Origin of the sequence: Rhodococcus sp. NCIMB 12038 (genome assembly GCF_002165735.1) — a bacterium.
GTDB lineage: Bacteria > Actinomycetota > Actinomycetes > Mycobacteriales > Mycobacteriaceae > Rhodococcus_F.
Genome location: NZ_NHML01000038.1, coordinates 1 through 20337, shown reverse-complemented (window position 1 = coordinate 20337; position 20337 = coordinate 1). Strand labels below are relative to the sequence as shown.

The 20337-nt window shown below is 66.7% G+C and carries 22 protein-coding genes, 4 tRNA genes and 1 pseudogene; 22 read left to right on the top strand and 5 right to left on the bottom strand.

What is annotated here, in order from left to right; all coding sequences use genetic code 11:
* Positions 1-19 precede the first annotated feature (19 nt).
* A complete protein-coding gene (locus CA951_RS37105) occupies positions 20-466 on the top strand; it encodes a hypothetical protein (RefSeq protein WP_087561616.1) in 447 nt (148 codons plus the stop codon).
* A gap of 54 nt (positions 467-520) precedes the next feature.
* Here the strand turns inward: CA951_RS37105 and CA951_RS37100 are convergent, their stop codons facing one another.
* Both CA951_RS37100 and CA951_RS37095 read right to left on the bottom strand, forming a co-directional pair.
* Entirely contained in the window at positions 521-1348 is an 828-nt protein-coding gene (locus tag CA951_RS37100; RefSeq protein ID WP_087561615.1) for a siderophore-interacting protein, read from the bottom strand.
* A 60-nt stretch (positions 1349-1408) separates the two neighbouring features.
* Positions 1409-2005: a flavin reductase family protein gene (locus CA951_RS37095; protein WP_087561614.1), complete on the bottom strand. Its 597-nt coding sequence runs from the start codon at positions 2003-2005 to the stop codon at positions 1409-1411.
* Between the two features lie 93 nt (positions 2006-2098).
* On the opposite strand from CA951_RS37095, the gene menD reads away from it, so the two are divergent.
* From menD to CA951_RS37070, 5 genes are all read left to right on the top strand, one after another.
* Entirely contained in the window at positions 2099-3724 is a 1626-nt protein-coding gene (menD, locus tag CA951_RS37090) for a 2-succinyl-5-enolpyruvyl-6-hydroxy-3-cyclohexene-1-carboxylic-acid synthase (protein ID WP_087561613.1), read from the top strand.
* The gene (locus CA951_RS37085) at positions 3721-4161 is read left to right on the top strand and encodes a DUF3592 domain-containing protein (protein ID WP_087561612.1); all 441 of its coding nucleotides are present in this window, start codon (positions 3721-3723) and stop codon (positions 4159-4161) included. The genes menD and CA951_RS37085 overlap by 4 nt, the downstream gene beginning before the upstream one ends.
* A 72-nt stretch (positions 4162-4233) precedes the next feature.
* Positions 4234-5379 carry a glycosyltransferase family 1 protein gene (locus CA951_RS37080; RefSeq protein ID WP_201452912.1) on the top strand — a complete coding sequence of 382 codons (1146 nt, stop codon included), beginning with the start codon at positions 4234-4236 and terminating at the stop codon, positions 5377-5379.
* Positions 5380-5435: 56 nt separating this feature from the next.
* Positions 5436-6812: an NAD-dependent succinate-semialdehyde dehydrogenase gene (locus tag CA951_RS37075; protein ID WP_087561610.1), complete on the top strand. Its 1377-nt coding sequence runs from the start codon at positions 5436-5438 to the stop codon at positions 6810-6812.
* Positions 6813-6874: 62 nt separating this feature from the next.
* A complete protein-coding gene (locus tag CA951_RS37070) occupies positions 6875-7573 on the top strand; it encodes a demethylmenaquinone methyltransferase (protein ID WP_087561609.1) in 699 nt (232 codons plus the stop codon).
* A gap of 3 nt (positions 7574-7576) precedes the next feature.
* Here the strand turns inward: CA951_RS37070 and CA951_RS37065 are convergent, their stop codons facing one another.
* A complete protein-coding gene (locus CA951_RS37065; protein ID WP_087561608.1) occupies positions 7577-8839 on the bottom strand; it encodes a geranylgeranyl reductase family protein in 1263 nt (420 codons plus the stop codon).
* Positions 8840-8968: 129 nt separating this feature from the next.
* Here CA951_RS37065 and CA951_RS37060 point away from each other — a divergent pair, with 129 nt between their 5' ends.
* Positions 8969-10024, top strand: a complete 1056-nt coding sequence (locus tag CA951_RS37060) for a polyprenyl synthetase family protein (RefSeq protein WP_087561607.1) — start codon at positions 8969-8971, stop codon at positions 10022-10024.
* A gap of 143 nt (positions 10025-10167) precedes the next feature.
* The gene (gene htpX / locus CA951_RS37055; RefSeq protein ID WP_072940014.1) at positions 10168-11028 is read left to right on the top strand and encodes a zinc metalloprotease HtpX; all 861 of its coding nucleotides are present in this window, start codon (positions 10168-10170) and stop codon (positions 11026-11028) included.
* A gap of 68 nt (positions 11029-11096) precedes the next feature.
* On the opposite strand, the gene CA951_RS37050 is transcribed toward htpX, so the two are convergent.
* Positions 11097-11588 (bottom strand): YajQ family cyclic di-GMP-binding protein, encoded by a 492-nt coding sequence (locus CA951_RS37050; RefSeq protein ID WP_007298080.1) that lies wholly within the window; start codon positions 11586-11588, stop codon positions 11097-11099.
* 199 nt (positions 11589-11787) lie between these two features.
* Here CA951_RS37050 and CA951_RS37045 point away from each other — a divergent pair.
* From CA951_RS37045 to rplA, 11 genes are all read left to right on the top strand, one after another.
* A tRNA-Tyr gene (locus CA951_RS37045) sits at positions 11788-11870 on the top strand.
* A gap of 215 nt (positions 11871-12085) precedes the next feature.
* Positions 12086-12158, top strand: a tRNA-Thr gene (locus CA951_RS37040).
* 45 nt (positions 12159-12203) lie between these two features.
* Positions 12204-12276, top strand: a tRNA-Met gene (locus CA951_RS37035).
* 61 nt (positions 12277-12337) lie between these two features.
* A complete protein-coding gene (rpmG, locus tag CA951_RS37030; RefSeq protein ID WP_005252089.1) occupies positions 12338-12505 on the top strand; it encodes a 50S ribosomal protein L33 in 168 nt (55 codons plus the stop codon).
* Between the two features lie 88 nt (positions 12506-12593).
* Positions 12594-13157, top strand: a complete 564-nt coding sequence (gene hadA, locus CA951_RS37025; protein WP_043824409.1) for a (3R)-hydroxyacyl-ACP dehydratase subunit HadA — start codon at positions 12594-12596, stop codon at positions 13155-13157.
* Positions 13144-13569, top strand: coding sequence for a (3R)-hydroxyacyl-ACP dehydratase subunit HadB (hadB, locus tag CA951_RS37020; protein WP_005252091.1), 426 nt, complete (start codon positions 13144-13146; stop codon positions 13567-13569). Before hadA ends, hadB begins: the two co-directional genes overlap by 14 nt.
* 184 nt (positions 13570-13753) lie before the next feature.
* Positions 13754-13826: transfer RNA gene (locus tag CA951_RS37015), tRNA-Trp, on the top strand.
* A gap of 31 nt (positions 13827-13857) precedes the next feature.
* Positions 13858-14313 carry a preprotein translocase subunit SecE gene (gene secE, locus CA951_RS37010; protein WP_179220446.1) on the top strand — a complete coding sequence of 152 codons (456 nt, stop codon included), beginning with the start codon at positions 13858-13860 and terminating at the stop codon, positions 14311-14313.
* A gap of 58 nt (positions 14314-14371) precedes the next feature.
* Positions 14372-15274 carry a transcription termination/antitermination protein NusG gene (nusG, locus tag CA951_RS37005; RefSeq protein ID WP_087561604.1) on the top strand — a complete coding sequence of 301 codons (903 nt, stop codon included), beginning with the start codon at positions 14372-14374 and terminating at the stop codon, positions 15272-15274.
* A gap of 59 nt (positions 15275-15333) precedes the next feature.
* Positions 15334-15768 (top strand): 50S ribosomal protein L11, encoded by a 435-nt coding sequence (gene rplK, locus CA951_RS37000; RefSeq protein ID WP_005252095.1) that lies wholly within the window; start codon positions 15334-15336, stop codon positions 15766-15768.
* Between the two features lie 130 nt (positions 15769-15898).
* Positions 15899-16615 carry a 50S ribosomal protein L1 gene (gene rplA / locus CA951_RS36995; protein WP_087561603.1) on the top strand — a complete coding sequence of 239 codons (717 nt, stop codon included), beginning with the start codon at positions 15899-15901 and terminating at the stop codon, positions 16613-16615.
* Positions 16616-16681: 66 nt separating this feature from the next.
* Here the strand turns inward: rplA and CA951_RS36990 are convergent.
* Positions 16682-18300: pseudogene (locus CA951_RS36990) on the bottom strand (MFS transporter).
* Between the two features lie 463 nt (positions 18301-18763).
* Here CA951_RS36990 and rplJ point away from each other — a divergent pair.
* The 3 genes from rplJ to CA951_RS36975 all read left to right on the top strand — a co-directional run.
* Entirely contained in the window at positions 18764-19324 is a 561-nt protein-coding gene (gene rplJ, locus CA951_RS36985; RefSeq protein WP_087561602.1) for a 50S ribosomal protein L10, read from the top strand.
* 78 nt (positions 19325-19402) lie between these two features.
* The gene (gene rplL / locus CA951_RS36980) at positions 19403-19789 is read left to right on the top strand and encodes a 50S ribosomal protein L7/L12 (RefSeq protein ID WP_005252104.1); all 387 of its coding nucleotides are present in this window, start codon (positions 19403-19405) and stop codon (positions 19787-19789) included.
* A gap of 303 nt (positions 19790-20092) precedes the next feature.
* Positions 20093-20337: ATP-binding cassette domain-containing protein (locus CA951_RS36975; protein WP_143543157.1), on the top strand; the 245-nt coding region annotated here is incomplete at its 3' end.

The following is a 20337-nucleotide window of genomic DNA, read 5'->3' as shown; positions in this document are numbered from 1 at the left end:
CAATACGGAGGCATTGAAAGTGGTTGCAGCTCTGAACGAAACCCTGCTCGACGAGTCGCGCGTTCCTGCGGTCGTCGCAGACGTCCAGGCTCTCATCGACGCGGAGGTTTCGGACAAGTCGGGGGCCTCGGGACTGGCACTCAAGGGTGGATACGGCGCCGTCAAGAAGGTGGGACCGTCGATCGTGCCGGATGCCATCGAGGGTTTGCTGCCGGCATTCGTCACCAAGCTCGAGCCGTACTGGCAGGCGTTCACCGCCAGCGGTGAAGCCGGATTCTCCGAGTACCTGGTCGCGCGCAGCGACGAGGTCGCGGACTCGCTGCTCGGTGTGACCGACGAGCGCATCGAGGGCAGCGACCGCGGCGCTGTCAAGAAGGTGTACTCGACGCTGCGCCCGTCGGCGAAGAAGAATGTGATCGAGGCACTTCCGCGTCTGGGCGCTCTCGTCCAGAAGCACGCCAACTGAGAACCCAGGTGAGTGGGAAAGAGTGCCCCGGCACACTTTGCCACTCACCTGTGGTCAGTTGGCCGCGTGACCGAAGCGCCAGTACCCGGTGAACGAGATGTTCGACTTCGGGATGTGGCGCTCGTTCACGAGGTGGCGCCGCAGCGCCGTCGTCAGCTCGCTCTCGCCGGCGACGAACGTGTAGGAGGGGCCGGTGGGCAATTCCGCCTGCTTCACCGTGTTCAGTGCGAGCACCCCCGGACGGGCGCCGGCGTCCTCGCGGACCAGCCAGTGCACGTTCACGCCGTCACCCACCGAAACGTCCTGAGCGTCTTCGGCATCGGGAATCTCGACGAACACCTGGGCCCGCAGGTCCTGCGGCGCCGACCGCAGGATCCCGACGATCGCGGGAAGCGCGCTCTCGTCGCCGACGAGCAGTTGCCACTCGGCGTCCGGGGCCGGGTTGTAGATCAGGCCCTCGTCGAGGATCGCCACCTCGTCACCGGCCGCAGCAGCGTTCGCCCACGCCGACGCGGGACCGAGGTCGCCGTGCGAGGCGAAGTCGATGTCGATCTCGGTGGTGTCGCCGAACGTTCCCGACCCTGCGACGCGGAGTTCGCGGACCGTGTAGTTGCGCACCACCGGCCGGGTGTCCTTGGACATCAGCTTGTACTGGGCGTACCAGAGGTTGCTCGCACTGGTCGGAAGCCGCAGCGTGCTCTGTCCCTGCTGGGGGATGAACATCCGGAACCACTGGTCGAAGCCCATGGGGCTGACGGAGTCGAGTTCCTCACCCGCGATGGTGACGCGGACGAAGTTCGGGCTGATCTGCTTGCCTGCGACCACTCGTGCGGACGCGATCCGGCGGCTCTGAGGTTTGACGAACTTGCTGCGCTGGGCCATGTCGGTGGTAGCTCCCCCGGTTGCGGTGCGGTTATCAGGTAAGCCTAACCAATCGATGTGTTATTCGGGGCGGTGCGGGCGGTCCAGCATCACGACCTTCGGCGGCAGACCCCACTCGTTTCGGCCGAGGCGGCTGAGCGGAGCGAGTTCGGCGAAGTCGGGAAGCCCGTCGTCGGCGAGCGCCTCGGGACGCACCGCGATCGTGACGACGTCGCCCATCACCACGAACGAGTCACCGACCGGGGTCACCCCGTGCAGGGTGCATTCGATGGCGACCGGGGAACCCGCGACGCGGACCGGCCGGACCCGCTCGCTGGGCTCGGTCTCGATGCCGAGCGCGGCGAACTCGTCGACGTCGCTGTCGTAGGTGGCGGAACTGGCGTTGACGGCCGCCACCAGGGGTTCCGTCGCCAGGTTGATCACGAACTCACCCGTCGCCTCGATGTTCCGGAGGCTGTCCTTGCGGGTGACGGACGTGAACTGCACCACCGGCGGCTGCGTGCTGGACACCGAGAAGAAGCTGTACGGGGCCAGGTTGGCCACCCCGTCCGCCGAGACCGTGGACACCCACGCGATCGGTCGCGGCACCACCGAGGCGGTCAGCACCTGGTACATGCGGCGTGGAGGAAGCTCGGCGGGATCGAAGACAGTGCGCATGCCCACATGGTGTCAGCGCCCGGGATGTGGCCGTGAACTCACCCGGCCAGGTCGCCGGACGGGCGTGCCGGAGGATCTGACACTCTTGATGGCGTGAACCCGTCCACTGCTCAAGCCACCGCGGTCGTCGACGAACTGGTCCGCGGGGGAGTACGCGAGGTCGTGCTCTGCCCGGGTTCGCGGAATGCGCCGCTGGCGTTCGCCCTGCAGGCCGCCGACCTCGAGGGCCGACTGCGTCTGCACATGCGGATCGACGAGCGCACCGCGGGATTCCTCGCACTCGGCCTGGCCGTGGCAGGCAAGCGTCCCGTCCCGATCGTCATGACGTCCGGTACCGCGGTCGCCAATCTCGGTCCCGCTGTCCTCGAGGCGAACTATGCCCGGGTGCCGCTGGTGGTGCTCAGCGCCAACCGCCCGTACGAGATGCTCGGCACCGGCGCCAACCAGACCATCGAGCAACTCGGTCTGTTCGGCAGCCAGGTGCGCGCGACCATCAGCCTCGGCCTGGCCGAGGACGACGCAGCGCAGAACAGCCAGTGGCGTTCGGCGGTCTGCCGGGTCCTCGCCGCCGCACGTGGCACGAGGTCGGGCAACGCCGGACCAGTGCACTTCGACATCCCGCTCCGGGAACCGCTCGTCCCCGACGTCCACGCGCAGGGCCCGGTCCCGCAGGGACGTCCGGGTGGGGCGGCGTGGACCACCACCCAGCACGCGACGCTCGACGTGGCGATGGACCTCGACATCACCGCCGACACCATCGTGATATCCGGGCACGGGTCGGCGCTGCGGCCGGAACTCGCCGGACTTCCGACGGTCGCCGAGCCGACCGCCCCCCTGCACGGCATCCCGGTGCATCCGATGGCGCTGCCGCAACTCAAGCCGCGGCAGGCCGTCATCACCGGACGCCCCACCCTCCACCGGTCCGTGTCGAAGGTCCTCGCCGATCCGGCGGTGGCCGTCTACGCGCTCACCACCGGCCCCCGCTGGCCCGACGTGTCCGGGAACGTGCTGGCCACCGGAACCCGCGCCGTGGTGACCGGTGAACCCGACCGGGCCTGGATCAACCGGTGCCGCACACTGTCCGAACACACCGACAAGGCGGTGCGCGCGCAACTCGCCGCCCACCCGAAGGCGACGGGCCTCCACGTGGCGGCCGCCGTCATGGACGCCCTGACCGACGGCGACCAGTTGCTCCTCGGCGCGTCCAACCCCGTCCGGGACGCCGCGCTGGTCAGCTATCCGGCGCCGAAGGTCCGGGTGCTGTCCAACCGGGGCGTCGCCGGCATCGACGGCACCGTGTCCGCCGCCGTCGGGGCGGCCCTCGCCTACGAGGATGGGCGCACGGTGGCCCTGCTCGGCGACCTCACGTTCCTGCACGACGCGTCCGGGCTGCTCATCGGCTCGGGCGAACCGCGGCCCCGGGACCTGACGATCGTCGTCGCCAACGACGACGGCGGCGGCATCTTCGAATTGCTCGAACAGGGCGATCCCCAGTACGCCGGGGTGTTCGAGCGGGTCTTCGGCACTCCGCACGGGATGGATCTCGCCGCGCTCTGCGCCGCCTACCGGGTGGAGCACCACCTGGTGGGTCTGGGTGAGCTGTCGACGCGGCTGAGCACACCCGAGGCGCCCGGCGACCGCGGAATCCGGGTGCTCGAGGTGACCACCGAACGCTCCGGGCTGCGCGAGTTGCATGCCGCGGTGCGGGCACAACTGTGAATGCGCGGGTGACGGGGCGGGTCCGGCGCGGGGTGCTGGTGGCGGCGATCGGTATCTCCGTCCTGGCGGTCCTCCTCGTTCTCGCTGCCTGGCGCAACGACCACACGATCCAATCCGACCGCGGCGTGGCCACGGCGGAGGTGCTGTCGGCGGGGTCGTTGCGGTCGGCCATCAGCTTCGTCACCCCGGACGGCGTGACGCACAACCCCGAACTCGGTGTGCTGTATCCGACCAACCTCACGGTGGGTCAGCGGATCGACGTCGAGTACGCGCGCAGCGACCCCGATCTGGTGCGGGTGTCCGGGCGTGACGCCAGCGTGGCCGTGATCCCCGCCGGTTCGCTGATCGTGGTGACGTGGCTGATCGCGGGACCGGTGCTCTGGTATCTCCGGCGCCGGGAGATCTCGGCGGAATCCGCGCCGGCCGCGTCATCCTGAATTTCCCGGAACTTCGCGCGACAGTCACGTCGATCTCGCTGCTGTGACCACGAGCACTGCCACGCTGAGTGCGTGAGAGTAGCCATCGTCGCGGAATCGTTTCTTCCCAACATGAACGGTGTGACCAACTCGGTGCTGCGGGTTCTCGACCATCTGCAGCGCACCGGACACCAGGCGATGGTCGTCGCCCCGGACACGGTCGGATCGCAGGCGCCTGCGCCGGCCGAACACGACGGTGTGCCCGTCCACCGGGTGCCCGCGGTGATGGTTCCGAAGGTCAGTTCGCTCCCGGTGGGTCTGCCGCAGCCCGGACTCACTGCCGCCCTGCGCGCGTTCGACCCCGACGTCGTGCATCTGGCGTCACCGTTCCTCCTCGGGGCGGGCGGGCTCGGTGCCGCGCACCGGCTCGACGTCCCCACGGTCGCGGTGTACCAGACGGACGTGGCGGGGTTCGCCGAAAGCTACGGCCTCGGCATCACGAGCCGGGCGGCGTGGGCCTGGACGCGGCGCATCCACCGGGGCTGCACGCGCACCCTCGCCCCGTCCACGTCGGCGGTCGAGGCCCTCGCCGAGCAGCGGATTCCGAGGGTCCACCGCTGGGCGCGCGGGGTGGAGACCACTCGATTCGCACCGTCCCGCCGCAGCACCGGCCTGCGCGACTCCTGGCTGGCCGGCTCCGACCGGCTGGTCGTCGGTTTCGTGGGCAGGCTCGCGCCCGAGAAACACGTCGAGCGGCTCGCCGCGCTGGCGGGCGATCAGCGGGTGCGGCTGGTGATCGTCGGCGACGGACCCGAGCGGAGCCGCCTGCAGCGGTTGATGCCCGACGCCGTCTTCACCGGCCAACTCGGTGGTGCGGAACTCGCCGAGGCGTACGCGAGCCTGGACGTCTTCGTCCATCCCGGCGAGCACGAGACGTTCTGCCAGGCGGTGCAGGAGGCCCTGTCCAGCGGGGTGCCGGTCATCGGACCGGACGCCGGCGGACCCCGCGATCTGGTCGCGCACTGCCGCAACGGCTACCTGCTTCCGGTCGACCGGTTCGGCGAACTGCTGCCGAGCGCCGTCGACGCGCTGCGGGACCGGCGCATGCGGGCCCGCTTCGGGGAGGCAGCCCGACAGTCGGTGCTGCACCGCACATGGCCCGCGATCTGCGACGAGCTGCTGGGCCACTACGCGGCGGTCGCAGGCGGTCAGGGCTTTCGCGAAACCCGAGCCGCCTGACCGGCGGCTCGGCGTCGGCGGGGAATTCGAGCGGCCGGCTCGTCGTTGCCCGGGGTATGGCGAAGTACAAGACTGTCAATCCCGCGACCGGTGAAACCGTCCGGGAATTCGAGACCTTGGACGATGCAGGAGTGGAGTCCGCGCTCGCACGCGCCCACAGCGGATATCTGAGCTGGCGGACGACCCCCGCCGAGGAACGAGCACGAATTCTGGGCCGCACCGCGGACCTCTACGCCGAGCGCGAGGACGAACTGGCGCGGATGATCGCCCTCGAGATGGGCAAGCCCGTCCGGGAGGCCAAAGGAGAGGTCAAGCTGTCCTCGGCGATCTACCGCTACTACGCCGACAACGGTCCCGCATTGCTGGAGGCGGAACGGCTCGACGTGCCCGGCGCCGACGAATCCGTCGTCTACCGCAGGCCGATCGGTGCGCTCGTCGGCGTGATGCCGTGGAACTACCCGTACTACCAGGTCGCCCGCTTCGCGGCACCGAACCTCGTGCTCGGCAACACCGTGCTGCTCAAGCACGCCCCGAACTGTCCGCAGTCGGCGCTGCTCATGGAGGAGATCCTCCGGCAGGCCGGCCTCCCGGAGGACGCGTACGTCAACGTGTTCGCCACCAACGAGCAGATCGCCGACATGATCGCGGATCCGCGCGTCCAGGGCGTCTCACTCACCGGCAGTGAACGGGCCGGGATCAGCGTCGCCGAGACTGCCGGCCGCAACCTCAAGAAGGTCGTCCTCGAACTCGGCGGGTCCGACGTGTTCGTCGTCCTCGACACCGACGACATGGACGCCACCGTCAAGACGGCGACCCGGGCCCGCCTGTCCAACGCCGGCCAGGCCTGCAACTCGCCGAAACGGTTCATCGTGACGGAACCGAACTACGACGAGTTCGTCGCGAAACTCGCCGAGTCGTTCAAGGCCACACCGACGGGCGATCCGCTCGACGCCAAGACCGTCCTCGGGCCGCTGTCCTCGCAGACCGCCGCGGATTCCCTGATCGAGCAGATCGAGGACGCTGTCGCCAAGGGCGCGACGCTCCTCGCGGGCGGCAAGAAGATCGACGGCCCCGGCTCGTACGTCGAACCGACGCTGCTCGTCGACGTGACTCCCGAGATGCGCGCGTACAGCGAGGAACTGTTCGGGCCGGTCGGCGTCGTCTACAAGGTCGCGACCGCCGACGAGGCCGTCGAACTCGCCAACTCCTCCGCGTACGGTCTCAGCGGGTCGGTGTGGAGCACCGACCTCGACGGGGCCCGCGACGTGGCCGACCGTCTCGACGTAGGCATGGCGTACGTCAACGAGCACGGGACGACGCTCCCCGGGTTGCCGTTCGGCGGAGTCAAACGCTCCGGCGTCGGCCGCGAACTCGGTCCGTGGGGGATGGACGAGTTCGTCAACAAGAAGCTGGTCCGCGTCTCGAAGAAGTGACCGCCTCGCCACCGTGCCCGGCGCCGACGCCGGCGCCGGGCACGGTTGGTAGCGTTTCGGGCGTGGCAACTACACACGGTTCGCGGGCGTCGCTCGAAAAGGATCCGCACGAGGTCGCGTCGATGTTCGACGGCGTCGCGAAGCGCTACGACCTCACCAACACGATCCTGTCGTTCGGTCAGGATCGCAGTTGGCGCAAGGCGACGCGGTCGGCTCTCGCCCTGAAGCCGGGGGAGCGGGTCCTCGACCTCGCCGCCGGGACCGGGGTGTCGACCGTCGAACTCGGACGGTCGGGCGCCTGGTGTGTGGCCACCGACTTCTCCAAGGGGATGCTGCAGGCAGGCAGTGGCCGCCGGGTGCCGATGGTCGCCGGCGACGCGATGCACCTGCCCTACGCCGACGCCGTGTTCGACGCCGCCACCATCTCCTTCGGGCTGCGCAACGTCTCCGACTTCGACGCCGGTCTCCGCGAGATCGCCCGGGTCACCAAGCCCGGCGGGCGCCTCGTCGTGAGCGAGTTCTCGACCCCGGTGTTCGGGCCGTTCCGCACGGTCTACATGGAGTACCTGATGAAGGCGCTGCCGCGGGTCGCGCGCGCCGTCAGCAGCAACCCCGACGCCTACGTGTACCTCGCCGAATCCATCCGTGCCTGGCCCACCCAGCAGGAACTCGCTCAGCGCATCGAGGCGGCCGGGTGGCGGAACGTGCAGTGGCGCAACCTCACCGGCGGTGTGGTCGCCCTGCACCGCGCCACCCGCTGACCGTCAGCCGAACAGCGGTCGCGAGTCGACCTTCTGCGACACCCGACCGGACGCCCGCCACGCGCGGGCGGTGAGGTCGCTGTCCTCCTCGGTGACGAGGTTGCCCATGACACGCACCGCAACGGTCATCAGCGCGCGCGACCGCATCGCCACCGGGCCGGACGCGGGCAGGACCCGGGGCACGGTCAGCAGTCCGGCGAGCCGGCGCGCCACGGAGAACGCCCGGCCGTACCGCTCCCGCAGAATCGACGGCCACAGCAGCGTCAGGTCGTCGGCGTCGAGGACCTCCGCGACCAGGCGCCCGCCTTCGAGCCCGTAGTCGATGCCCTCGCCGTTCAGCGGATTCACGCACGCCGCCGCGTCGCCGATGATCGCCCAGTTCCGGCCCGCGATGTGCGACACCGCACCGCCCATCGGCAGCAACGCCGACGCGACGGCCCTCAGTTCTCCGTCCCAGTTCCACTCGTCGCGGCGCTGCGCGGTGTACAGGTCCAGGAGGGGACGCAGCGCGCCGGGAGCCGGACGTTTGGCGGTGGCCAGGGTGCCGACGCCGATGTTCACCTCACCGGTGCCCAGGGGGAACACCCAGCCGTAGCCCGATTGCAGCGTCCCGGCGGCGTCCCGCAGTTCGAGGTGGGAGGTGATCCACGGGTCGGCGCTGCGGTCGGTGGCGATGTAGGCGCGGGCGGCCACACCGTATGCCGTGTCCCGGTGCCATTCGCGCCCCAGTTGCTTGCCGAGAGTCGAGCGGACGCCGTCGGCGACGATCAATGTCCGGCAGCCGACGGTGTGGGTCCCGTCGGACGTCTTCAGGGTCACCGACGTCACCCGGTCACCGCTCCGTTCGACGCCGATCGCCTTGGCGCCCTGCACCATGACGGCTCCGGCGTCGACGGCAGTCGCGCGGATCCGGTCGTCCAGCTCAGTGCGGGCCACGGCGCTGCCGACGGCCGGGAACGACCTGCCGGGCCACTCGAGTTCGAGCTCCTGCCCGAACCCGCTGAGTCTCAGCCCGCGATTGGTGCCCTTCGACCGCACCCAGTCGCCGAGGCCGAGATGATCGAGTTCGGCGACGGCGCGGGGGGTGAGTCCGTCGCCACACGTCTTGTCGCGTGGAAACACCGCCGCGTCGGCGAGGACCACGTCACGTCCCGCGCGCGCCGCCCAAGCGGCAGCCGAGGACCCGGCCGGACCAGCACCGATGACGAGGACGTCGGTGGCGGTGGGAAGCGGGGATCCCGCGGGCGACTGTTCTGCTGCGACCACGCCTACATCCTGTCAGGCTTCGCTACACGACCGCGGCGAGGCCGACGGGCAGCGGAACCGCTAGGTTCACTACCGTGGTAGCCGAGCCGCCACCGACGGCGCGGAGCCGCGCCGTCACTGACGACAGGAATGGGTACTGAGAACGTGAGCACCGAGGGCGCAGCACACACCGCTGCCGACGCTGTAGTGGGCACTACGGTCGCCGGGATCGATCTCGGCGACCCGCAGCTCGCCGCCACGGTCCGTGAAGGACTGAAGCAAGTCGAGGAACTGCTGGTCAGTGAGCTCTCCGACGGGGAGGATTTCCTGACGGAGGCGGCGTTGCATCTCGCGAAAGCGGGAGGCAAGCGTTTCCGCCCCCTCTTCACGGTGCTCACCGCCCAGCTCGGACCCCAGGCCTCCGACCCGTCGGTGGTCACCGCGGCCACCGTCGTCGAACTGGTCCACCTCGCCACGCTGTACCACGACGACGTGATGGACGAGGCGTCGATGCGCCGCGGCGCGCCCAGCGCGAACTCGCGGTGGGGCAACAGCGTCGCCATCCTCGCCGGCGACTACCTGTTTGCCCACGCGTCGCGTCTCGTGTCGACCCTCGGACCCGAGGCGGTGCGCATCATCGCCGAGACGTTCGCCGAACTCGTGACCGGCCAGATGCGCGAGACGATCGGGCTCCGCGGCGAGCAGGACCCCATCGAGCACTACCTCAAGGTGGTCTGGGAGAAGACCGGATCGCTGATCGCGGCGTGCGGGCGCTTCGGCGGCACGTTCTCCGGTGCGGACGCCGATCACGTGAAGCGGCTCGAACGGCTCGGTGACGCCGTGGGCACCGCCTTCCAGATCTCCGACGACATCATCGACATCTCTTCGGTCTCCGCGCAGTCCGGCAAGACCCCCGGCACCGACCTGCGCGAGGGCGTGCACACGCTGCCCGTCCTGTACGCGCTGCGCGACGAGGGTCCCGAGGCGGACCGCCTGCGTGTGCTCCTCGACGGTCCCGTCACCGACGACGACGACGTCGCCGAGGCGCTCGCGCTCCTCGAACGCTCACCCGGCATGGCCGCCGCCAAGGCGAAGCTCGAGGAGTTCGCCGTGCAGGCCCGCGCGCAGCTCGCCGAACTGCCGCATGGCCCGGCCAACGACGCCCTCGTGAAGCTCGTCGATTACACGATCGAGCGCGTCGGCTGAGCCGTATCGTCAGTACCCGGACTCGTCTTCACCCGATCTCGTTCGCCGAACGGGAACCGTCCCGCCACCGTGTTTCGTTGAATGATCAAGATCGCGAAACTCGGACGACCGTGATCGGGTGACAACGACAAGGAAGGCGTGACGTGCGCTACGCAAACGGGGCGAAGACTCTGGTTCTGTTGGTCGGCATGTCGGCGCTGATCGTGTTCATCGGTGCCCTGTTCCGCAACCCGACCATCCTGCTGCTGGCCATCGTGTTCGCGGTCGGCATGAACGCGTACGTGTTCTTCAACAGCGACAAGATGGCGCTCAAGGCCATGCACGCCCAGCCGATCACCGAGGTGCAGGCGCCGGTCATCTACCGCATCGTCCGAGAACTGGCGACCACCGCGCACCAGCCGATGCCGCGGCTCTACATCAGCCCCACCAGCGCGCCCAACGCGTTCGCCACCGGGCGCAGTCCCCGCCACGCGGCGGTCTGCTGCACCAGTGGCATCCTGCAGATCCTCGACGAGCGGGAACTCCGGGCCGTGCTCGGGCACGAGCTGTCGCACGTCTACAACCGCGACATCCTCATCTCGTCGGTCGCGGGCGCGATGGCCGCCGTCGTGTCGGGACTCGCGAACTTCGCCATGTTCGCCAACATGTTCGGCGGCCGCGGCGGGGGACAGGGCGCGAACCCGATCGCACTGCTCCTGGTGTCGCTGCTCGGGCCCATCGCCGCCACCGTCGTCAAGCTCGCGGTGTCGCGGTCCCGGGAGTTCCAGGCCGACCAATCGGGCGCCGAACTCACCGGCGACCCCCTGGCGCTCGCGTCGGCGCTACGAAAGCTGGAACGTGGCACCCAAGCCGCGCCGCTGCCGCCGGAGCCTCAGCTCGCCGCACAGTCGCACCTGATGATCGCCAACCCGTTCCGCACCGGCGAGAAGATGAGCCGGATGTTCTCCACCCACCCGCCGATGGCCGAGCGGATCGAGCGCCTCGAGCGCATGGCAGGCAGATAGGCGGCTTCGCCGCCCGTGCGCCTTTTCGGTCGTTCCAGCAACCAGAAAGGCGCACGAGCGCGGAGCGCCTACCGGTAGTTCACGAACTGCAGCGCGATCCCGAAGTCCTCACCCTTGAGCAGGGAGATGACGGCCTGCAGGTCGTCGCGCTTCTTGCTGCTCACGCGCAGCTCGTCACCCTGGATCTGCGCCTTGACGCCCTTGGGGCCCTCGTCGCGGATCTTCTTGGTGATCTTCTTGGCGTTCTCCGTGGTGATGCCCTGGACGAGGCTGCCGGACAGCTTGTAGATCTTTCCGGACTGCGCCGGCTCGCCCGCGTCGAACGCCTTCAGGGAGATGTCACGACGGATCAGCTTCTCCTTGAAGACGTCCAGGGCGGCGAGAAGTCGCTCCTCCGTGTCGGCCGTCAGGGTGATGGTTTCCTCGCCGGACCATTCGATCGATGCTCCCGTGTTCCGGAAGTCGAACCGGGTCGACAGTTCCTTGCCGGCCTGATGCAGGGCGTTGTCCACCTCTTGACGCTCGACCTTGCTCACCACATCGAAGGACGAATCAGCCACTTCACACTCCCGGTTTCGTCTGGTTCTCCCCGCCGCGACCCGGCCGGGGGCCCGCCGAATACCGGCGAGCAGATTCGACGCTATCGGTTCGCAACCGCCCGTATCCACCCGGTTTGCAAAACGGGGGGCCGTTCGTTGTATTCTTCTTCCCGCAGCGGAGAGCGATTTCCCACAGATTTCGCGCTCCTCGTGCAACCCCGGCAGATTGCCCGAGCGGCCAATGGGAGCGGACTGTAAATCCGTCGGCTTATGCCTACGTAGGTTCGAATCCTACATCTGCCACACACAGAACCCCGGTGAGCGACAGCTCACCGGGGTTCTGTCGTTCGTGGGGGAGGCCGGCGCCGGCCTGCCGACCCGGCCCGGAGCGGGTCGGAGACGCGTAGTGTCGGGTGCAGCGGAGTACGAAAGCCGCTGACCAGCCAATTTGTTTCTGGTCGGAACTTCTGTGTAATCTCGTCAAGGCTTCAGCGCGCAGCGATGTGCGAGCGAAGCACGCCCCCTTAGCTCAGTCGGCAGAGCGTTTCCATGGTAAGGAAAAGGTCAACGGTTCGATTCCGTTAGGGGGCTCGCTGGATTGAAGTGGAGCGCCTGGTGCGCGACACTCGACACCGAGGCGGTGTAGCTCAGTTGGTAGAGCAAACGACTCATAATCGTTGCGTCGCCGGTTCAAGTCCGGTCACCGCTACACAATATGCATGATCCACCCTGATTGTTCGTAATCAGATTCACCCGAAAGAAGGCATCCCGTGGCCTCCTCGACTGACGTTCGGCCCAAGATCACTTTGGCCTGCGAGGTATGCAAGCACCGCAACTACATCACCAAGAAGAATCGGCGTAACGACCCCGATCGCCTGGAGATCAAGAAGTTCTGCCCGAACTGCGGAACTCACCAGTCGCATCGCGAGTCCAAGTAACACGGTCCGGACAAGGACTGCGTTCGCGAAGGGAGTCCTCTAGGCTGCCCTCACGCGCTGACGTCAAGGGTAGAAGAGGTTCTTTCGCGTGACTGACACTGTGACAGAGACAGAGGCATACGTGCCCGCGGCTGTTCCTGCTGATCCTGCCGCGCACGCACTGGCGATGGTCGGGCACCACTACCGCGTCGACGATTTCTACGAGGTCGGACGCGAGAAGGTGCGCGAGTACGCGCGTGCCGTGCAGGACTGGCACCCCGCTCACCACGACGAGGAAGCCGCCAAGGGCCTCGGCTACGACGGTCTCCTCGCTCCTCTGACGTTCATCTCGCTCGTCGGCATCATCGCCCAGGGACGCCTCTTCAAGGAGATCGTCACCGGCTACGACCCGAGTCAGATCCTCCAGACCGACCAGCGGCTCGAGTTCCACAAGCCGATCAAGGTCGGCGACCGGCTGGTCTGCGACGTCTACCTGGAGTCGTTCCGGCAGATGGGTGGCAGCGACATCATCGTCACCAAGAACATCGTCACCGATCAGTACGACGAACTCGTCCAGACCACGTGGACGACGCTCGTCGCGCGCACCGGTGGCGAGGTCGACGAGAACATCGCTCACGCAGTCAAGGACGTGATCATGCATGGCGCTTCGTAAGTTCGAGGACGTCTCGGTGGGTGAGGAACTCCCCGAGCGCATCGTGAAGCTCACGCGTGGCGACCTGGTCAACTACGCGGGCGTGTCCGGCGATCCGAACCCGATCCACTGGAGCGACGAGGTCGTCAAGCTCGCCGGTCTCGACAATGTGATCGCGCACGGAATGCTCACCATGGGTCTCGGCGGCGGTTTCGTCACGTCGTGGCTCGGCGATCCGGGTGCGGTCAAGGAGTACAACGTTCGTTTCACGAGCTCGGTCTACGTCCGTGAGGACGAGGCCGCGCAGGTCGAGTACACCGGTAAGGTGAAGTCGCTCGACGAGGAAAGCAAGACAGCAGTAGTCGCGATCGTGGCGCGCTCCGAGGGAAAGAAGATCTTCGGTCGCGCCACCGCAACGGTCCGTCTGGCCTGACAGCCGGGTGGATTGGGTTTGTTCCGGGGCTTTGAAGTACACTGAGATTTCTGGGATTACTCAGCGCTGCGCGCTGCCCTACGGTGCTGTACGGCCGGCAAGGGTGGCGCGCGTGTCATGTAATCACAGAGAGGTCGGTCAAGAATTGGTCCGAGGCTAGATTCGGACCAGGTCTCCCGACCAAAGGGGCGTAGCTCAACTGGCAGAGCAGCGGTCTCCAAAACCGCAGGTTGCAGGTTCAAGTCCTGTCGCCCCTGCCCCCGGATGCCAGCGACTGAGAGGAACGACGTGAGCGAGGAGCGCGCCAAGCGCGACGGCGACACTTCAGGGTCTACGCGCCCGGACGGTGCCGACGACACCGCGGCCGACGCCACCACCACCACGCGTTCCGCCACTCCCTCGGGAAAGCCCAGCGGTAAGCGCCAGGGCCGTCGCTCTCCGGCAGGCACCGAGGTCGCCGCGAGTTCCGTGAAGGCACCGGAACAGTCGAAGTCGGACACGACCACCAAGGTCAAGCCGGCGAAAAAGGATCGCGCCGACAAGCCGCGCAAGGAAAACATCTTCAAGCGCCTGCGCCGGTTCTTCCGCGAGGTCATCGCCGAGCTGCGCAAGGTCATCTGGCCCAATCGCAAGCAGATGATCACCTACACCAGCGTCGTCCTGGCATTCGTGGTGTTCATGGTGACGTTCATCGGCGTGTTGGATCTGGCGGTCATCAAAGGCGTCACCTGGTTGTTCGGTTGACGGAATCCGCCCCGGTGGATCCGAAGTATGTGAGTGACGAGAGGAAGCGAGTGCCCCAGTGAGCACCCCCGAGAACGACACGAATGAGGCCTTGGCCGAAGAGCGTGTTTCTGCCGAGGCGGCAGCCGAAGTGGATGTCGAGGCTGCCGACGAGGGCACCGAAGCCGCGGAAATCTTCGGTGACGACGTCGCCGACGAAGCCCCGGCCGACGAGATCATCGAGGACGAGGCGCCTGCCGAAGAGGCTGTCGACGCCGATGAGGCTGTCGACGCCGATGAGGCCGTTGACGGCGAAGAGGCTGTTGACGGCGAAGAGGCTGCTGCCGCTGAAGAGCCCGAGGATCCCGTTGCGGAACTGAAGGCCGCTCTGCGTCGCGCACCCGGTGACTGGTACGTCATTCACTCCTACGCGGGCTACGAGAACAAGGTCAAGGCCAACCTCGAGACCCGTGTCCAGAACCTCGATGTCGGCGACTACATCTTCCAGGTGGAAGTTCCCACCGAAGAGGTCACCGAGATCAAGAACGGACAGCGCAAGCAGGTCAACCGCAAGGTTCTGCCCGGCTACATCCTGGTCCGCATGGAACTCAACGACGAGTCCTGGGGAGCCGTGCGCAATACGCCCGGTGTCACCGGATTCGTCGGTGCGACGTCGCGTCCGTCCCCGCTGACCCTCAACGAGGTGATCAAGTTCCTGCTCCCGCAGCAGGAGCAGAAGAAGCAGGCTGCCGCGGCAACCGTTGCGGCCGGCGAGACCGGCGGAGAAAGCTTCGCGAAGCCGCTCATCGAGGTCGACTTCGAGGTCGGCGAGTCGGTCACCGTCATGGACGGCCCGTTCGCCACGCTGCCCGCCAGCATCAGCGAGGTCAACGCCGAACAGCAGAAGCTCAAGGTCCTGGTCTCGATCTTCGGTCGCGAGACCCCGGTCGAGTTGTCCTTCACGCAGGTCGCGAAGATCTAGCGCCACATACTTGCACTGCAGTAGCAAGAAACACACCCAGCAAGAATTAGGAAATCGAGATGCCCCCCAAGAAGAAGAAGCTCGCAGGGCTCATCAAGCTTCAGATCCAGGCCGGTCAGGCTAACCCTGCACCGCCCGTGGGTCCCGCGCTTGGTCAGCACGGCGTGAACATCATGGAGTTCTGCAAGGCCTACAACGCGGCGACTGAGTCCCAGCGCGGCAACGTGGTGCCGGTCGAGATCTCGGTCTACGAAGACCGGACCTTCGATTTCAAGCTGAAGACCCCTCCGGCTGCCAAGCTGCTGCTCAAGGCTGCAGGCGTGCAGAAGGGCTCCGGCGAGCCGCACAAGACCAAGGTCGCTTCCGTGACCATGGATCAGGTGCGCGAAATCGCGAAGACCAAGCAGGAAGACCTCAACGCGAACGACATCGAGCAGGCCGCGAAGATCATCGCTGGCACCGCACGCTCGATGGGTATCACGGTCGACGGCTGAGTCAGCCAGATCGACTGACGGCACCGCCGTCGAAGAAAGCGTGGGAGGGCCGGCCAGGCCCAGACCACTACTGAACCATTCACCACCGTAGACGAGACACACACTGCGGTGAGAAGTTAGGACAGAAGAAATGGCAAAGCGCAGCAAGGCGTATCTCGCCGCCGCTGAGAAGATCGACTTCGACAAGCTGTACAGCCCGCTGCAGGCTGCGAAGCTGGCGAAGGAGACGTCGTCGAGCAAGATGGACGCGACCGTCGAGGTTGCAGTTCGTCTGGGCGTCGACCCCCGCAAGGCGGACCAGATGGTCCGCGGCACGGTCAACCTGCCGCACGGCACCGGTAAGACCGCCCGCGTCATCGTGTTCGCAGTCGGCGAAAAGGCCGCCGAGGCCGAGGCCGCTGGAGCCGACGCCGTCGGTGCCGAGGACCTCATCGAGCGGATCCAGGGCGGATGGCTCGATTTCGACGCCGCCATCGCGACTCCCGATCAGATGGCCAAGGTCGGCCGCATCGCCCGCGTCCTCGGACCGCGTGGCCTGATGCCGAACCCGAAGACCGGCACCGTGACGGCTGATGTCACGAAGGCCGTCGCGGACATCAAGGGCGGAAAGATCAACTTCCGCGTCGACAAGCAGGCCAACCTGCACTTCGTGATCGGCAAGGCATCGTTCGACGACGCCAAGCTGGTGGAGAACTACGGCGCCGCGCTGGACGAGATCCTGCGTGCGAAGCCGTCCTCCGCGAAGGGCCGCTACGTCAAGAAGGTCACCGTTTCGACCACCACCGGCCCGGGCATCCCGGTGGACCCGAACCGCACCCGCAACCTTCTCGAGGAAGCCGACGCGTAAGTCTGCTACACACAGTTCGGCCGGTACGGAAATCTTCCGTACCGGCCGAACTGCTTTCTCCGGGGTTCAGTCCTCGTCGACGGTGCCCGGTTCGGTCTTCTTCCGCCACGCCAGCATCACGGAATCCGTTTGGGCCGGCGCCCAGGGCATGAAGATCGCGACGACGACCGCGCAAACCACCACGGCGCCTGCCGCGACGAGCGACGCGGTGTGCGAACCCTGCAGGACCGTCGTCTTCATGGTGAGAATGAGATTCTCACGCTGCTGCTCGAGGAACGGCGGGATCTCGCGCTTGCGGATCTCGAGCACACTCAGGACCGTGGCGCGGGCGAAGCCCTTCTCGTCGTCGTTCATCAATGTGGCCGGAATGCGGTCGAGCAGCGGACTCATCGTCGTCGCGTAGTACGACGCGACGATCGATCCGAGCACGGCGACCCCGAGCGTTCCTCCGATTTCCCTGGTCGTGTCGTTCACGGCCGACCCCGCTCCGGCCTCGTCGAGGGGGAGCGACGCCATGATCGACTCGGTTGCCGGCCCCTGCACGATGGCCAGGCCCAGTGCCATCGACACCATCGACGGGAGCACGTCCGTCAGGTAACTGCTGTCGACGGCAACCTGACCCCCGAGGTATAGGCCGACCCCGGTCAGGAGAAGACCGAACACGATCACCGGGGTCGTCCCGATCCGCTGCGCCAGCAGTGTGGCGACCGGGGCGCCGACCGCCACCGACACCGCGAACGGCAGCGACGCGACACCGAACTCGAACGGCGTGTACTCGCGGACACCCTGGAAGTACTGCGTAATGAGGAACAGGAAGCCGAACATCGAGAAGTACCCGATGGCGATGGCCAGGGCGGGCAGGGAGAAGCGCCGGTTGCGGAACAGCCGTAGGTCGAGGATGGGGTGTTCGGTACGCAACTCCCAGAGGACGAATCCGGTCAGCACCGCGATCGACACGGCGACGGCGCCGACCGTGACAGTCGACGTCCACCCGTTGTGTGGGCTTCGATGATCGCCCACACGAGGACGGTGATGCCGGTGATCGAGGCGGCGATGCCGAGTAGATCCATGCGCCCGATGACGGAGGCACGGGATTCCGGCACCAGTATGAGCGTTGCAATCGCCGCCACTACGGCGATCGGCACATTGATCCAGAAGACGGAGTGCCAGCTGAAGTGCTCGAGCAGCCACCCACCGGCCATCGGGCCGATGGCGATCGCGAAGCCGGCCATCGCGGTCCAGGCGGCGATGGCCAGCGCTCGTTCCCGCACGTCGGTGAAGATGTTGATGACGAGGGCGAGGGTCGCGGGGAAGACCGCGGCGGCGAAGACACCCATCGCGGCGCGGGCCGCGATGACCTGACCCAGACTCTCGGCGTTGGCGCCGGCGATCGACATGATGGCGACGCCGATCAGGCCGATGACCATGACGCGGCGCCGCCCGTAGCGGTCGCCGAGGTTGCCGCACGCCAGGAGCAGGCCGGCGAACGTCAATGTGTAGGCGTCGACGACCCATTGCAGGCCGCTGACGCTGGTGCGGAGTTCGACGCCGATCGAGGGGAGGGCGACGTTGACGATGGTGTTGTCGAGCACCACCAGCAGTTCGGCCAGGCAGATCACGGCGAGCGCGAGGAAGCGGCGCGTCCGGGACCCTGCCACGACGGCTCGGGCTTCGAGGATTGTCATGAGAAAAAGCTAACTCATACCTGTTACGTGACGTAACAGATAATTGTCCACAGCCTCGGTCTGATGGGTCACAGCTCCGCACCGGAAGTGATGCCGGTCACGGTCCGACGCTTGGGTTCGGCCGCGATTTGGCGGTTGAGCAGGACATGCCGTAATCTGTCGTGCGGAGTTCGATGCACTATTCGAGCTTCACCCCAAATCATGTTCTACCCAAGACCGTTGGTGATCGCTCCCGCAAGGGTGTGATTGAAAGTCCGGGAATGTCCGGCGGCCCACGCAGGAGGACGAGGTAGGGGGATGCGTATCGGTCGTGGGCTCGCGCCCTCGCCGAATGGCTTCCTTTCACGCCCCGTGTGCCCTGCACCGGGGCGTTTTGCATGTCGTGGATTGTGTGCTCCGGGATACCCGGCGGTGCGCAGCGGTTCCGAAGTGGGATAACGACTGTCATGAGAGGAGGCGAAGTATGGCAAAGCCTGAGAAGGTTTCCGCAGTTGCGGAGATCACCGAGCAGTTCAAGGGTTCGACCGCTGCTGTGATCACGGAATACCGTGGTCTGACGGTGGGCAACATCACGACACTGCGACGCGCTCTCGGAGAAGGTGCCACCTACTCCGTCGCCAAGAACACCCTGGTCAAGCGTGCCGCTGCTGAGGCGGGCGTCGAGGGCCTTGATGACCTTTTCGTCGGTCCGACCGCCATTGCATTCATCAAGGGCGAGCCCGTCGATGCTGCGAAGGCTCTGAAGAACTTCGCTAAGGACAACAAGGCGCTCGTCATCAAGGGCGGCTACATGGACGGCGCTGCGCTGTCCGTGGACGAGGTCAACAAGATCGCGGACCTCGAGTCCCGCGAGATCCTGTTGGCCAAGCTTGCCGGCGCGATGAAGGGCAACTTGGCAAAGGCCGCAGGCCTGTTCAACGCTCCTGCTTCGCAGGTGGCCCGTCTGGCCGCTGCTCTGCAGGAAAAGAAGGCCGCAGAAGGCGGAGCTGCCGAAGCTCCCGCCGAGGCTGCAGCCGAAAGCTGATCCGCACCCGCGCATCACTGCTATAACCCCGCCCGGTCGCGGATCAGCGACATGGGACTTACAGGAAGGACCGCCACAATGGCGAAGCTCAGCACCGAAGAGTTGTTGGACCAGTTCAAGGAGCTCACCCTCCTCGAGCTCTCGGAGTTCGTGAAGGCATTCGAGGAGACCTTCGAGGTCACCGCCGCTGCCCCGGTCGCCGTTGCCGCTGCAGGCGGAGCACCGGCTGCCGCCGAGGCTGCTGAAGAGCAGGACGAGTTCGACGTCGTCCTCGAGTCGGCCGGCGACAAGAAGATCCAGGTCATCAAGGTCGTCCGTGAGGTCGTTTCCGGCCTCGGCCTGAAGGAAGCCAAGGACCTCGTCGAGGGTGCTCCGAAGGCCATCCTGGAGAAGGTTGCCAAGGACGCGGCCGACGCCGCCAAGGAGAAGCTCGAGGCTGCCGGCGCGAAGATCACCGTCAAGTAAGACGGTCTCACCCGCGCTGCTCACCGAGCAGACGAAGAGGGCCACTCCCCATCCGTGGGGAGTGGCCCTCTTTTTGCGTCCTCGGGGGGCTTCGGAGTGTCGAGATTCCTGGCCGAAAGCTGGACGCGCGATCAAAAATTTCGCTACCGTTATCCCAGTTCAGACGCGTTGTTTTGCATAGTGGGACCCGCAGTTGGCATGCTTCCTTACTCATGAGTAGCATCCCTTGTCACAGGTAACACGTCGATGCGATAGAGTGACCCAACCCACACGGGGTGAGTGCATCGAACGGTCGCGGAGGTAATGGTGGGAGTCGAGGTATCCGTCGAGGGACTGACCAAGTCCTTCGGCTCGCAGAGGATCTGGCAGGACGTCACGCTGACCCTTCCGGCCGGTGAGGTCAGTGCGTTGCTCGGGCCGTCGGGCACGGGTAAGTCGGTGTTCCTGAAGTCGCTGATCGGTCTACTCCGCCCGGAGAAGGCATCGATCGTGATCGACCGCACCAACATTCTCGAGTGCTCCTCGCAGGAGCTGTACGAGATCCGGAA

Coding starts and splice junctions, on each gene's coding strand:
- CA951_RS37100 (WP_087561615.1), bottom strand. CDS start 1,348: ATGGCCCAGCGCAGCAAGTTCGTCAAACCTCAGAGCCGCCGGATCGCG.
- CA951_RS37095 (WP_087561614.1), bottom strand. CDS start 2,005: ATGCGCACTGTCTTCGATCCCGCCGAGCTTCCTCCACGCCGCATGTAC.
- CA951_RS37075 (WP_087561610.1), top strand. CDS start 5,436: ATGGCGAAGTACAAGACTGTCAATCCCGCGACCGGTGAAACCGTCCGG.
- CA951_RS37060 (WP_087561607.1), top strand. CDS start 8,969: ATGGGTACTGAGAACGTGAGCACCGAGGGCGCAGCACACACCGCTGCC.
- hadB (WP_005252091.1), top strand. CDS start 13,144: ATGGCGCTTCGTAAGTTCGAGGACGTCTCGGTGGGTGAGGAACTCCCC.
- rplK (WP_005252095.1), top strand. CDS start 15,334: ATGCCCCCCAAGAAGAAGAAGCTCGCAGGGCTCATCAAGCTTCAGATC.
- rplA (WP_087561603.1), top strand. CDS start 15,899: ATGGCAAAGCGCAGCAAGGCGTATCTCGCCGCCGCTGAGAAGATCGAC.
- rplJ (WP_087561602.1), top strand. CDS start 18,764: ATGGCAAAGCCTGAGAAGGTTTCCGCAGTTGCGGAGATCACCGAGCAG.
- rplL (WP_005252104.1), top strand. CDS start 19,403: ATGGCGAAGCTCAGCACCGAAGAGTTGTTGGACCAGTTCAAGGAGCTC.